At 65.0% G+C, this 12,763-nt stretch carries 14 protein-coding genes; 3 read left to right on the top strand and 11 right to left on the bottom strand.

Annotation, left to right across the window (positions count from 1 at the left end; all coding sequences use genetic code 11):
- Positions 1–4 precede the first annotated feature (4 nt).
- The gene (locus tag FJ954_RS15585; RefSeq protein WP_140661888.1) at positions 5–595 is read right to left on the bottom strand and encodes a hypothetical protein; all 591 of its coding nucleotides are present in this window, start codon (positions 593–595) and stop codon (positions 5–7) included.
- 114 nt (positions 596–709) lie between these two features.
- On the opposite strand from FJ954_RS15585, the gene FJ954_RS15580 reads away from it, so the two are divergent.
- Entirely contained in the window at positions 710–943 is a 234-nt protein-coding gene (locus FJ954_RS15580) for a DUF2093 domain-containing protein (protein WP_010915490.1), read from the top strand.
- Between the two features lie 96 nt (positions 944–1,039).
- On the opposite strand, the gene lpxK is transcribed toward FJ954_RS15580, so the two are convergent.
- The 6 genes from lpxK to FJ954_RS15550 all read right to left on the bottom strand — a co-directional run bounded on the left by lpxK (position 1,040) and on the right by FJ954_RS15550 (position 6,632).
- On the bottom strand, positions 1,040–2,065 hold the full coding sequence (lpxK, locus tag FJ954_RS15575) for a tetraacyldisaccharide 4'-kinase (RefSeq protein WP_140661887.1): 1,026 nt from the start codon (positions 2,063–2,065) through the stop codon (positions 1,040–1,042).
- A 1-nt stretch (position 2,066) separates the two neighbouring features.
- Positions 2,067–3,383 carry a lipid IV(A) 3-deoxy-D-manno-octulosonic acid transferase gene (waaA, locus tag FJ954_RS15570; protein WP_015318346.1) on the bottom strand — a complete coding sequence of 439 codons (1,317 nt, stop codon included), beginning with the start codon at positions 3,381–3,383 and terminating at the stop codon, positions 2,067–2,069.
- On the bottom strand, positions 3,380–4,171 hold the full coding sequence (locus FJ954_RS15565) for a lysophospholipid acyltransferase family protein (protein WP_140617128.1): 792 nt from the start codon (positions 4,169–4,171) through the stop codon (positions 3,380–3,382). The genes waaA and FJ954_RS15565 overlap by 4 nt, the downstream gene beginning before the upstream one ends.
- Positions 4,172–4,176: 5 nt before the next feature.
- Positions 4,177–4,422, bottom strand: a complete 246-nt coding sequence (locus FJ954_RS15560) for a DUF4170 domain-containing protein (RefSeq protein ID WP_140661886.1) — start codon at positions 4,420–4,422, stop codon at positions 4,177–4,179.
- A gap of 76 nt (positions 4,423–4,498) precedes the next feature.
- On the bottom strand, positions 4,499–5,302 hold the full coding sequence (locus FJ954_RS15555; RefSeq protein ID WP_140661885.1) for a 3'(2'),5'-bisphosphate nucleotidase CysQ: 804 nt from the start codon (positions 5,300–5,302) through the stop codon (positions 4,499–4,501).
- On the bottom strand, positions 5,289–6,632 hold the full coding sequence (locus FJ954_RS15550) for a TldD/PmbA family protein (protein WP_140661884.1): 1,344 nt from the start codon (positions 6,630–6,632) through the stop codon (positions 5,289–5,291). Before FJ954_RS15550 ends, FJ954_RS15555 begins: the two co-directional genes overlap by 14 nt.
- 175 nt (positions 6,633–6,807) lie before the next feature.
- On the opposite strand from FJ954_RS15550, the gene FJ954_RS15545 reads away from it, so the two are divergent.
- On the top strand, positions 6,808–7,224 hold the full coding sequence (locus tag FJ954_RS15545) for a VOC family protein (protein ID WP_027042200.1): 417 nt from the start codon (positions 6,808–6,810) through the stop codon (positions 7,222–7,224).
- A gap of 24 nt (positions 7,225–7,248) precedes the next feature.
- Here FJ954_RS15545 and epmA read toward each other — a convergent pair whose 3' ends face one another.
- A complete protein-coding gene (gene epmA, locus FJ954_RS15540; RefSeq protein ID WP_140661883.1) occupies positions 7,249–8,295 on the bottom strand; it encodes an EF-P lysine aminoacylase EpmA in 1,047 nt (348 codons plus the stop codon).
- Positions 8,296–8,409: 114 nt separating this feature from the next.
- Here epmA and efp point away from each other — a divergent pair, with 114 nt between their 5' ends.
- Entirely contained in the window at positions 8,410–8,979 is a 570-nt protein-coding gene (gene efp / locus FJ954_RS15535; RefSeq protein ID WP_015318353.1) for an elongation factor P, read from the top strand.
- 84 nt (positions 8,980–9,063) lie between these two features.
- Here the strand turns inward: efp and FJ954_RS15530 are convergent, their stop codons facing one another.
- Genes FJ954_RS15530 through FJ954_RS15520 form a run of 3 tightly spaced genes read right to left on the bottom strand, consistent with a single transcriptional unit; the run spans position 9,064 to position 12,721 of the window.
- On the bottom strand, positions 9,064–9,936 hold the full coding sequence (locus FJ954_RS15530; protein ID WP_140617132.1) for a patatin-like phospholipase family protein: 873 nt from the start codon (positions 9,934–9,936) through the stop codon (positions 9,064–9,066).
- Positions 9,933–11,330 (bottom strand): pitrilysin family protein, encoded by a 1,398-nt coding sequence (locus FJ954_RS15525; protein ID WP_140661882.1) that lies wholly within the window; start codon positions 11,328–11,330, stop codon positions 9,933–9,935. The genes FJ954_RS15530 and FJ954_RS15525 overlap by 4 nt, the downstream gene beginning before the upstream one ends.
- 2 nt (positions 11,331–11,332) lie before the next feature.
- Positions 11,333–12,721: a pitrilysin family protein gene (locus tag FJ954_RS15520; RefSeq protein WP_015318356.1), complete on the bottom strand. Its 1,389-nt coding sequence runs from the start codon at positions 12,719–12,721 to the stop codon at positions 11,333–11,335.
- Positions 12,722–12,763 lie beyond the last annotated feature (42 nt).

Here is a 12,763-nt window from a genome sequence, read left to right as displayed (position 1 = left end):
TCGCTTAACGGAACAGCAAAAGCACGATCGTGGTGGTTGCGGCCGAGACGATGGCCGTCACGATCGATATCGTCCACAGCGACGACGGAACTGGCTCGGATCGGGGAGCATGGCCCGCTGGACGGATGGAGGCGCCGCGCGGTTGCGGCGCGTTGACATTGGCCGCGACCAGCACCACGGCCGGCGAGAATGTGGATAGGGCCGGCGGCGCCGCGAGTTTGGGGGTGCTGTCGTTGGCCGTTATCCGCGGCGGAGCGAAGCCGCGCGAAGCCTGATCGGTGTCCGTCCCTGCCCCACCCGTCGAGGCTCGTGCCAATGCATGGTGGGTGGCGGCGTCAGGTTCCATGACGGCCCGGTAGGCATCCTCGATCTCGGGGGAGGACAGGCGTTGCGAGGTTTGACCGGCCGGCCGCGGTAGCGAGCCTTGCAGCGCCTGGGCGGCGAACTGCGCCGATTGCACCATCGCGGGCGCCGCCGGCTGGACGAGCGCCTTGACCAGAGCCGCGGTCGCGGGATCGGCCCTGGGCGAAGGCACCGGCCCGGGAATGAGCGCTTCTTTCAGCAAAGACGTCATACTGGCATTGGCGATGTCCATGGCGCTTCCTGACAACCATTGTGCCATACCGCAATATTATATGAGCATTGCGCCAAGCTTGACCTTGCCCACGATTTATGGCGATTGAATCCCGATGAACTCAAGTGCCGTTGCATGATGAACCGTTTCGAAGGCCCGGGCGGCAAGGAAGCCCGCATCCGCTATCTCGATGGCGATTTCCAGGTCACCAGCCCGGGCTCGTTCGTGCGCTGCGCAGTGACGGGCGAAAACATCCCGTTGGACGAGCTGAAATACTGGAGCGTCGCCAGGCAGGAACCCTACGTGAACGCCACCGCATCGCTGCGCCGCGAAATCGAGGTGCATCCGGAGTTGCGCAAACGGAGTTAAAAGCGGCTCAGTCTATGATAGAATCTGACCCGCTCTCCTTCTTTGTTTTACGCAATTCCTTACTGAAGACCGCTACGCACTTTTCCTGGAATAGCGTTAGTTTCTCAGCTTGCGCTGCCGCCAGGCATCGAGCGTTTCCTCGATGATGCGTTCGGGCACGTGATCAAGCTCGAACACCGTGTCGATTTCCAGCACGTCGAGACGGTCGAGAAAGTCCTGCGGGGCGCCGTGACGCAGCCGGGCGGCGTCCTTGGCGGTGGTGATCAGGCCAAGGCCTTCGGCGCGTGCCGTCGCGGCCAGTTCGGCAAGCTCGTCCTCGGCGTAGAAGTGATGGTCCGGGAAGGGCCTGGACAGGACCACTTCGCCGTCGGCGTCACGCACCGTGTCGAAGAACTTTTCGGGATGACCGATGCCGGCAAAGGCCAGGAACCGCTTTCCGGCAAGCCCGGCCGTGCTGCTCGGCTCCGTGTGGGCCTCGAAGATCGGCCGGCCGGCACGCGCGGCTCGGCGGACCACGGCGTCGGCGGCCGTGCCCTCGCCCATCTTCAGCAGCCCGCTGGTGAAAACCAGCTGGTCGACGATCTTGGCCCTGAGTGGACCGCCCGGGATGACGCGGCCATTGCCGATCCCGTAGCGGGCATCGACCACGACCAGCGCATAATCGATGTGGATGCGCGCGCTCTGAAAGCCGTCGTCCATGATCAGGAAATCGCAACCGTGTTTTTCCAGCAGCAGCCGGGCGCCGGCGGCACGGTTCGGCGTCACCGCCACCGGGGCATGTTCGGCCAGCAGCAGCGGTTCGTCGCCGACATGCCTGGCGCTGTCATGGCTGACATCGACGACATGCGGCTCGGCGAAGGAACCGCCGTGGCCGCGCGACAGGAACCCGGGCTTCAGATGCATGCGCTTGGCCTGTTGGGCGAGCGCGATCGCCACCGGCGTCTTGCCGGTGCCGCCGACGGTGAAATTGCCGATACACAGAACCGGCGCCTGGATCTTCTCGCGCCGGGCCCGCCGCATGCCGCGACCGGCAACCAGCGCGTAGACAGCCGACAGCGGCGACAGCGCCAGGACCTTCCAGTCCGGCTCTTCCCACCAGAATGGCGGTGCTTCGGAGGCCATTCTAACGCCCGTTGGCGCCCTTCAGGCGCGCCTTGACCACCAGCGGCTGGATATAGGGTTCGAGCGATTTGAGCGTGCGTGCCAGTGCGCCGCGCATCTCTTCGACAGTCGCGATCCCCGCCGCCATCATCTCGTGGCGCGCCACTTCGTTGGTCAGGAGGAAATTGACGGCGCCGGCCAGCATGTCGCGGTCGCGCACCAGCTTGGCGCCGCCGCTGTCGAGCAGGCGCTGATAGGCCTCGCGAAAATTCTGCACGTTGCGCCCGGCGAGAACGGCGGTGTCGAGCATGGCCGGCTCAAGCGGATTCTGGCCGCCTTCGGAGGTCAGCGAGCGGCCGACGAAAGCGATTTCGGTCAACCGGAGATACAAGCCCATTTCGCCGATCGTATCGCCAAGCAAGATATCGGTATCGGCCCCGATACGGTCGCCCTTGCTGCGCCGCGCGACTTTAAGGCCCATGCCGGAAATCTGCGCGGCAAGGGCTTCGGCCCGATCGGGATGGCGCGGAACGACGATCGTCAAAAGGCCGTGGTGACGCCTGTGCAGCGTCGCGTGAACTTCCGCGGCGACCACTTCCTCGCCATCATGGGTCGAGATCGCCGCCCAGGTCGGCCGATCGCCGATCTGCCGCTGCAATGTGCCAAGCGCTCGCAAGTCGACCGGCGGCGGGTTGGTGTCGACCTTGAGATTGCCCGACACCGTGACCGGCCGGGCGCCGAGCGCCCGAAAACGCTCGCCGTCGACGTCGGACTGGGCAACGACATGGGCCAGATTCTCGAACAGGGCCTCGGCGATGTTGGCCCGCTTCTTCCAAGACATGAAGGAGCGATCGGAGAGCCGGCCATTGACCAGCACCTGCGGCACGTGGCGGGCACCAAGTTCGAGGATGGTCATCGGCCATATCTCGGATTCGGCGATGATCGCCAGATCGGGTTTCCAGTGATCGAGGAAGCGGCTGACCGCCGGCTTCAGATCGAGTGGCACATATTGGTGAATGATGCGGTCGCCGAGCCGCTCGTCGACGACCTGGGCCGAGGTGACCGTACCGGTCGTCAGCACGATGTTGACGCCATAGTCGAGGATGCTTTCGACAAGCGGCACGACGGCCAAGGTCTCGCCGACGCTCGCGGCATGGATCCAAATCACCGGGCCCTCGGGGCGCGGCCGTCCGGCGACGCCGTAGCGCTCGCGCCGGCGATTGCGGTCTTCCTTGCCGCGCGAGGTGCGCCAGGCGACATAAGGCCCGACCAGCGGATAGGCTGCCGCGCCGGCAAAACGGTATGCCGACAACATGGTGCGGGCCCAGCGGCCGCTCACCGCGGAGCATCCACGAGGCGGTAGGCCTCGGCGGTCGCGGCATTGAGGGCGGTGGTGATTTCCTGGCGCTTGCGCTCCATTTCGGCGTCATCGGCATCCGCCGCCACGAAGATCGGCGTGCCGATGGTCACGGCGGAGCGGCCGAAGGGCAGGTTGATAGTGGTCTTGTCCCAGCTCTTTTCCAGCACCTTGCGGCGGCTGGTGGCGATGGCGACGGGCAGCAGCGGCCGGCCGGAGAGGCGAGCCAGGAGAACGATACCGAGCCCTGCATCGCGCGGGGTACCATGGGGAATGTCTGCGATCATGGCGACGTTCTTGCCTGATGTGAGCGACTTTTTGAGGGCGATGAGCGCCTTGGCCCCGCCCTTGTCGAGATGCCTGGCATTGTCGCGCCCGCCCGAACCGCGCACCGCCTCGATGCCGAATTTCTCCAGCATCAGGGCGTTGAGCTCGGCATCGGCGCTACGCGACACCATGGCAACCAGCGGCTTGCGCTTGGGGTAATAGGCCGGCGTCAAAAGATGCTGGCCATGCCACAGAGCAATGATCCCCGGCTCGAACTCGGCATAGGCGCCGCCCGAAAAGCGCGCCGATCCGGCGACCAGGGGGCTGGTCGCGCGAACCAGCCGCACGAACTGCGCGAGCAGGCTGGCAATGGCGTTCTTGACGAATCGCGACTGCGCGAGCGGTTCGCGAATCCTGCGCCAGAAGGCCTTGGTCGTACGGCTGCGGCCCCTGCCCGTGGGCGCGGCCTCGCCGGCTGGCTCTTTCGCCAGATCATGCTCCATCGAAGTCAACCGGTGGCCTTGCTATCGGGATCCAGCAGACGGTGCAGATGAACGACGAAATAACGCATATGAGCATTGTCCACGCTGGCCTGCGCCTTGGCTTTCCACGCCGTGTGCGCGGATTGATAATCCGGATAGACGCCGACGATGTCGAGCGCATCGAGATCGCGGAACTCGGTGCCGCCAAGCTTCTTCAGTTCGCCGCCGAATACCAGATGCAAAAGCTGTTTCTTTCCGTCTTCCGCGGCCATGTCGGTCCTTCACATATCGTGAGTTTGTGACAGGTCTAGACCAAAGCCGCCGACTTTGGAACCTTCGAAAACGCTTTCAGCCATCCAGCCCGGCAATGACGTCGACCAGCACGGCCAGCAGTTCGCCGCTGCCGGCCGCGAGCGCACCGTGGCGGGTCACCTCGCCGGCATAGAGCGGTGCGTGGCCGTGCGGGTCGAGCAGCTGGCCACCTGCCTCGCGCAGGATGAGGTCGGCGGCTGCAATGTCCCAGTCATGCGCGTTCGGCTTGACGAAGGTGCCGTCGAGCGTGCCATTGGCGATCATCGCCAGGCGGTAGGCAAGCGAAGGGCTGTAGGGCGCCCGTTGCAGCCGCTTCTGCCAGCCGGCCGGCATCAGGTCGATCAACTGCTTCAGGCCGGAAATCTCGGGCTTGTCGCCTGGCTTGCGCACCGCAATGCGCTTGCCGTTGCGGAATGCGCCCTGGCCTGGCAGCGCGGAATAGGTCTCGTCCATCGCCGGGCATTCGAGCACGCCGGCGAGCGTGCGGCCATTCTCGACGACGGCGACGCTGACGCACCAGGCGCGCTGGCCTTCAAGGAAGCCGCGCGTACCGTCGATCGGGTCGACAACGAAGGTGCGGCGCGCCGAAAGCCGCGCCGGGTCGTCGGCCGTCTCTTCCGACAGCCAGCCATAATCCGGCCGTGCCGCAAGCAACGTCTGGCGCAGATACGCATCGGCGGCATGATCGGCTTCGCTGACCGGCGAGGTGCCGCCCTTCATCCAGACCTGCGGATTATTGCCGAAGTAGCGCATGGCGATGAGACCCGCCTCGCGGGCGGCGTCGCGCAGCAGCGGCAGGTCCAGATCGGCACCGGCGGTGGTCAGCTCATGCTCCGGCAAGGGTCATGCCTTCGATCAGGAGCGTCGGGGCGGCGGTGCCGAAATTGCGATCAAGGTCATTCGCGGGCATCATGTTGAGGAACATCGTCTTCAGGTTCGAGGCGATGGTGACTTCGGCGACCGGATAGGCAAGCGCCCCATTTTCGATCCAGAAGCCCGAAGCGCCGCGGCTGTATTCGCCGGTGAGCATGTCTACGCCCTGGCCAAACACTTCGGTGACGTAGAAGCCGCTCTTGAGCGAGCCGATCAGGTCTTCCGGCGACCTTTCGCCTGGCTCGATGGCAAGATTGGTGGAAGACGGTGAGACGGAGGAGCCGCCGCGCGTGCCGCGCCCGTTGGTGACGAGGCCGAGCTCCCGGGCCGCCGATGTCGATAGGAACCAGTGATTGAGGACGCCTTTTTCGATCATCAGGAGCTTCTCGCCCTCGACGCCTTCGCCATCGAATGGGCGCGAGGCCTGGCCACGGCGCCGCAGCGGCTCGTCGGTGACGGTGATGGCGGACGCGGCCACCTGCTTGCCCATCATGTCGCGCAGGAACGAGGTTTTTCGCGCGACGGAAGCGCCGTTGATGGCCCCGGCGATATGGCCGGCAATGCCGCGCGCGACGCGCGGGTCGAACACCACGTCGACCGATCCGGTCGCCGCCTTGCGCGCGCCAAGGCGACGCACGGCCCGTTCGCCGGCCCGGCGGCCGATATCCTCGGCCGCGTCGAGATCGGCAAAATGCTGGCGCGAGGAGAATTCGTAGTCGCGTTCCATGCCGGTGCCCTCGCCGGCGATCACGCTGGCCGAGCGCGAAAAGCGCGAGGCGACATACTGGCCGAGAAAACCGTGCGAGGTGGCCAGAACCAGCCCGCCGAGCCCGGCGCTGGCATTGCTGCCGGCCGAATTGGTTACGCCGTTGACGGCGAGAGCCGCCGCCTCGGCCGCAAGGGCCGCCTCCTTCAACTGGTCCGCCGACACTTCGGTTGCATCGAACAGGTCCAGATCGCGCGTCTGTCTGGCGAGCAGCGCGGGGTCGGCAAGACCCTGGTAGGGATCCTCGGGGGACACTTTGGCCATGGCGACGGCGCGCTCGGCAAGGGCTTTCGGATCGGACACTGCGGTGGCCGATACACTGGCCACACGCTGGCCGACGAACACCCGCAGCGAAACGTCGTCGCCCTCGGACGCCTCTGTGTTTTCGACCTTGCCAAGCCGCACCGAAACACCGGTCGAGCGGCCACGCACCGCGACGGCGTCCGCGGCATCGGCGCCAGCGCGTTTGGCGGCCTCGACCAGGGCCGCGACACGGTCCGTCAATTTCGCGGCGTCGAGCTTGTCGGTCATGCACTTGATCCTGTTTTCTTCAGCCTGTCCGGAAGGCAGGTGCTGCCGCACCATCTATTGTTCCACTGCCGCTTGTGCAATGGCCGAAGGGCAATCAGGATGTTGCGACCAAATCGCCATCGAAGCGCCCGCAAAGAGCGGACGTCGCGGTTTTTGCCTATCTGGAGCCTTCGCCATGACGCCTTTCCATCTTGCCTTTCCAGTCCGTGATCTCGATGAAACCCGAACTTTCTATGGCGAGGTACTGGGCTGTGCGATCGGCCGCTCGTCGGCGACCTGGGTCGATTTCGACCTCTACGGCCACCAGATGTCGGCGCATTTGCGGCCGCAGGCCGCGCAAGCTGCAAGCGACGGCAAGGTCGACGGCATTTTGGTGCCGATCCCGCATTTCGGCGCTGTGCTCTTGATGGACGACTGGCAGCGTCTGGCGACACGGCTGGAAGCGCGCGACGACATAGACTGGCTGGAGCGGCCGATGGTCCGCTTCAAGGGCGAGCCCGGCGAACAAGCGACATTGTTTATCCGGGATCCCTCGGGCAATGCCTTGGAATTCAAGGGCTTTCGCTCGCTGGAGCAGGTATTCGCGCATTGAGATCAAAGGGGCGGCAGCCCGTCTTCAAGATGCCGCGACCGGAGTCCAGATCACGTCCTCGATCTTCTGCGCGCCGGTCGCCAGCATCACCAGCCGATCGAAGCCGAGCGCGATGCCGCTGGCCTGCGGCATGATGGCCAACGCGGCGAGGAAGTCCTCGTCCAGCGGGTAGCGCTCACCATAAACGCGCTCTTTCTCGTCCATCTCGATGACGAAGCGCCGGCGTTGCTCGGCCGCGTCGGTCAGTTCGCCAAAGCCGTTGGCGAGCTCGACGCCGCAGCAATAGAGCTCGAAGCGTTCGGCGACGCGCGGATCCCTCGGGCTCGGCCGCGCCAGTGCCGCCTCGGCGACCGGGTACTCGCAAAGAATGGTCGCGCGGCCGATGCCGAGATTGGGTTCGATCTTTTCCACCATCACGCGGCTGAACAAATCGGCCCACCTGTCGTCAGGCGCGGTGCGCAGACCGGCCTGGATCAGAGCGGCATGCAGCGCGTCCCGGTCCGTGCCGCCATCGGGCGCGACCGTGGCCAGCAGATCGATCCCGGCGTGGCGGCTGAAGGCGTCCGCCACGGTCAGCCGCTCCGGTTCGGAAAACGGATCGCAGTCGCGGCCCCTGAAAGAGAAGTGCGTGGCCCCTGCCCGTGTCGCGGCCAGCGCCAGCAGATCGCCGCAATCGCGCATCAGGCTTTCATAGGTCTCGCCCACCCGATACCATTCGAGCATGGTGAATTCGGGATGATGCAAGGGACCGCGCTCGCGGTTGCGGTAGACGGCTCCCAGGCTGAAAATGCGCTGCTCCCCCGCCGCAAGCAGTTTCTTGCAGGCGAATTCCGGCGAGGTGTGGAGATAAAGCGGCGAGCGGGCGCCATCCGGCCCGACCGCTTCGGTGGCGAAGGCCGCCAGATGCGCCTCGTTGCCGGGCGAGACCTGCAGCGCCGCCGTCTCCACCTCGATGAATTCGTTGCGGGCGAACCAGTCGCGCAAGGCAGCCGTCATCCCGTTGCGCAGCATCAGGCGCGGACGGCGGTCGGCATGGACATGCGGCGTCCACCAGGGCGACGCGGCGGTCATCAGCGCGCTTCGGTTCGCCGAGGGGGCTGGCGGTTCGCGCCAAGATGCGCTAGGCCCCCATTCAGCGCCGCGCAAGCCGGCAAACGCCAGTCAACTCTCGCAGGATTTAAAACCGTGGTGAAAGTCATCGCCAGTTCACTCCGCAAAGGCAATGTCGTCGACAAGGACGGCAAGCTTTATGTGATCCTCTTTGCCGAAAACATCCACCCAGGCAAGGGCACGCCCGTGACGCAGCTCGATATGCGCCGCATCGGAGACGGGGTGAAGGTGTCGGAGCGCTACCGCACCACCGAACAGGTGGAGCGCGCCTATGTCGAGGAGCGCGAGCACACCTTCCTTTACGCCGATGGCGAAGGCTATCACTTCATGAACCCGGAAACCTACGACCAGGTGGCGGTGTCGGAAGCCGTGGTCGGCGACGCGGCGCCCTATCTGAAGGAAGGCATGCCGGTGCAGGTGTCACAGTTCAACGGCATCGCTATCGCCTTGGTGCTGCCGCAGCGCGCCACCTTCGAAGTGGTCGAGACCGAGCCGACGACCAAGGGCCAGACGGCATCGTCTTCCTACAAGCCGGCCGTGCTTTCCAACGGTGTGCGCACCACCGTGCCGCCGCACATCGCGCCTGGCACCCGCGTCGTGGTGATGACTGCGGACGGATCCTATGTGGAGCGGGCGAAGGACTGAGCGAAGCGGAGGCATTGTTGCCGCCTCGGCATTGATGCCCCGCCGACACGGCACAAAATAGCCTCGCAGTCTCGCTGACTGCGATCACGACCTGGCTGGTGTTCTTGTCCTTTTTGCTTCGACCTTGGCGGAACGCCGTTCAATTGCGACCTCCACCTCCCGCTTCAGCCGATCCTTGATTTCAACCGTCTCGCTCATCAGGGCCTCGATCTTCAGGAAATCGAGGACGCGGTATTTCGACACCGCCGGGCGGACCAGTATGTCGGGCTGGCACTGTTTCAGCTTGTTGGCGATGATCGACTGCATCATCAATTGCGTGGCGCCGAACATCAGGTCGACGGAGGTCGGCTGCTTGCGGTCGGCCTCTTCCGGCGCGCCAACCACGTCGACGCCGATGATGATATCGGCATCCTTCTCGATCAGGTCGAAGGGCACGGGGTTGTAGATGCCGCCGTCGATCAGCAGCCTGCCGTCGCGCGTCACCGGACGGAAGACGGCAGGAATGGCGGCAGAGGCAGCAAGGGCGGAATGCAGGTCGCCATCGTCGAACACGGCGAGCTTGTGGCCGAAATAGTCGGTTGCTGTCACCTTCAGCGGGATTTTCAATCCGGCGAAGGATTCGGGAATAGCCTCGGGCAGAAACGCCTTCAGGATGCGCTCGACATTGAACTGGCTGACGCGGATGCCATTTTGCATGGCTTCCGCGATCGTGCCCGGCCGCGCCCGCCACATGCGGCTCGCCACCTCGGCGCGGCGGCCGAGGATCGAGCGGGCATAGTCGTGGATATCCTTGCCGGTCATGCCCGAGGCCATGCCGGCGCCCATGATGGCGCCGATCGACGAGCCGGCTATCGCCACCGGCTTGATGCCGAGCTCGTCCAGCGCCTCGATGACATGGATATGCGCCAGACCGCGCGCGCCGCCACCGCCGAACGCTATGCCGAAAGTGGGGCTCATCCCTTGCCGGCTCCCGCCAGCGGCGGCCCGACCACCATGATGGTCGGCTCGGTCGTCAGCAGCTTCTTCGCCGCCGCCTTGACCTGATCGATCGTCACCGCGTTGATATAGCCGGCCCGGCGCTGCATGTAGTCGATGCCGAGATCGTCAATCTGCAGCTCGACAAGCGTGGCGGCGATAGAACTCGACGAATCCAGATTGCTGATCGCATAGGCGCCGATCAGATATTTCTTGGTCGCCGCCAGTTCGGCTTCGGTCGGGCCATCCTCGGCCAGGCGCTTGGCGACGTCGCGCACGATAGCGAGCGTCTCGGCCGCGCGATCGGAGCGCGTCCCAGTGGTGACGATCAGCGCATTGGCATGGTCCTGGTTGACCAGAGAGGAATTGACGCTGTAGGCGAGCCCGCGCTTTTCGCGCACCTCCTGGAACAGGCGCGAGGTGAAAGTTCCACCGCCGAGGATCTCATTCATCAGCACCGCCGGGAAGAAATCCGTCGCCTTGCGCTTCACGCCCGGCCAGGCGAGCTGCAGCGATGTCTGCGGCAGGTCGTAATTGACCTCGATATGCTGGGCCAGCTTGGGCTCGATATCGGCTACAGGAGCGAGCGCCTGGTCCCGCGGCAAGTCGCCGAACACCATGTCGAGCTTCTTCTTCAGGGTCTCGGGGTCGATGGCCCCGACCACGGCGACATGCAAGCCGCCGCGCGCGAACACCGCCTTGTGCAGGGCCTCGAGATCGGCCTGCGTGACGGCGGCGATGCTCTGCCTGGTGCCCTGGTCGGAACGCGAATAAGGGTGGTCGCCATAGACGGCGCGCGCCCACCGGTTCTGCGCCACCGTGTCGGGATCGTTCTCGTTGGCGATGATGCCGGACAGGACCTGCGCGCGGATGCGGTCGATCGGCGCCTGGTCGAAGCGCGGCTCATTGACCGCCAGACGCAACAGGTCGAAGGCTTCGTCGCGCTGTTCGGCCAGCATGCGCATGGAACCGTAGATGCCATCGCGGGTCTCGTCGAAGCTCATTTCGGCCCCGGCATCATCGAGCTTGATCTGGAAGGCTTCCGAGTCGAGCGGGCCGGCACCCTCGTCGAACAGGCCGGTCATCAGGTTGGCGAGACCTTCCTTCCCCACCGGATCCTGCGTCGAGCCGCCGCCGAAGACGAAGCGGACGGCGACCACCGGCACGGAATAGTCCTCGACCAGCCAGGCCGTGACGCCTTTCGAGGAGGTAACGGACTGGATCTCCATGGCGCGGGCGGCAAGCGCCGGCAGAACCAGGAAGAGGACGGAGAGGAAGAAGGTTGCGAGGGCGTGGAGGGCCTTCCCTTCTCGCGCGAGGGGAGAAGGGAGAGCCTGGCGGGGAGAGGTCAACGCGCCGCTAAACTGGTTCGTCATCATCAATTCCCCGCCTGTTGCTGCGGCAAGAGATAGCCGGTCGTGGAGCGGGCCAATACCAGATAGCGCGCGGCAACGGCCTTGACCTCGTCGGTGGTGACCTTGCGGATGCGGTCCGGCCATTGCTGCACATCCTGGACGTTGCCGCCGGTGGCAAGCGTCGAGCCATAGATGTTGGCCATGGAATCCTGCTTGTCGCGAGCAAAGATCATCGACCTGACATAGCGGTCCTTGGCTTTTTCGAGCTCGTCCGGGGTGACGCCGTCGCTGGCGATGCGCGCCACTTCCGCATCGACCGCGGCTTCGACGTCGGCCAGCTTGGCGTCACCGCGCGGCGCGCCGTAGACAGTGAAATTGGTGTCGTCGAGCATGGTGCCCTGGAAGTACGCACCGGCGCCGGAAGCAATGCCCTGCTTGACGACAAGGGCCTGGTAAAGCCGGCTGCGGTTGCCGCCGCCGAGGATCTCGGCCAGCAGATCGAGCGCTTCGGCCTCGCCGGGCTTCGCAGTGTGATAGGAGGGCACGACCCATTGTGTCGAGAAACTCGGCACGCTGACGCGAGCGTCGGAGAGCGTGACCGTGCGCCTGGTGTTCTGCTCCGGCTCGACCGGACGGACGCGCGGCGGCAGGTCCGGCCCGCGGGCCACCTTGCCATAGGTCTTTTCGGCCAGCGCCTTCACCGTGTCCGGTTCGACATCGCCGGTCACGATCAGCACGACGTTGTTGGGCCGGTAGTATTTGTTGTAGAACGCCACCGCGTCGGTGCGGTTCAGCTGCTCCATCTCCTGCATCCAGCCGATGACCGGGATGCGATAGGGCTGGTTCTGCCATAGCGTGGCATCGACCTCTTCGTCGAGCACGGCCTGCGGATTGTTGTCGATGCGCGAGCGGCGCTCCTCCAGGATGACATCGCGCTCGGTCTTGATGACGTCATCGGTGAGGATGAGGTTGCGCATGCGGTCGGCTTCGAAGCTCATCATCAGCTCGAGCGCCGACGGTGCCACCGTCTCGTGGAAAGCGGTGTAGTCGTAGGAGGTGAAGGCGTTGTTGGAGCCGCCAATGTCGGAGACGGCGCGGTCGAACTCGCCGGCCGCGTGGTGGGCCGTGGCCTTGAACATCAGATGCTCGAAGAAATGGGCGATGCCGGATTTGCCCGGCGGCTCGTCGGCGCTGCCGATCTTGTACCAGACCATGTGGGTGACGATCGGCGCGCGGTGATCGGGAATGACGACCACTTCCATGCCGTTGTCGAGCAGGAAGTCCGTGACCTTGAACTCGGCCGGCACTGTGCTTGGCAATACGGGGCCGTCCGCCAGGACGGGGGCGGTCATGAACAATGCCAGCGACGTCGCCAGCAGCGTGGCCCGAAGCCATTCAGTCCTTGATGTCATCGATGGCTCCGGTTTCATGCAGCGACGATAGGCAAGGCGCTG

The sequence above is a fragment of the Mesorhizobium sp. B2-3-15 genome, assembly GCF_006442875.1.
GTDB classification, from domain to species: Bacteria; Pseudomonadota; Alphaproteobacteria; order Rhizobiales; family Rhizobiaceae; genus Mesorhizobium; species Mesorhizobium australicum.
Note: the sequence above shows the minus strand (reverse complement) of the source record. Positions and strands in the feature narration are given on the sequence as shown.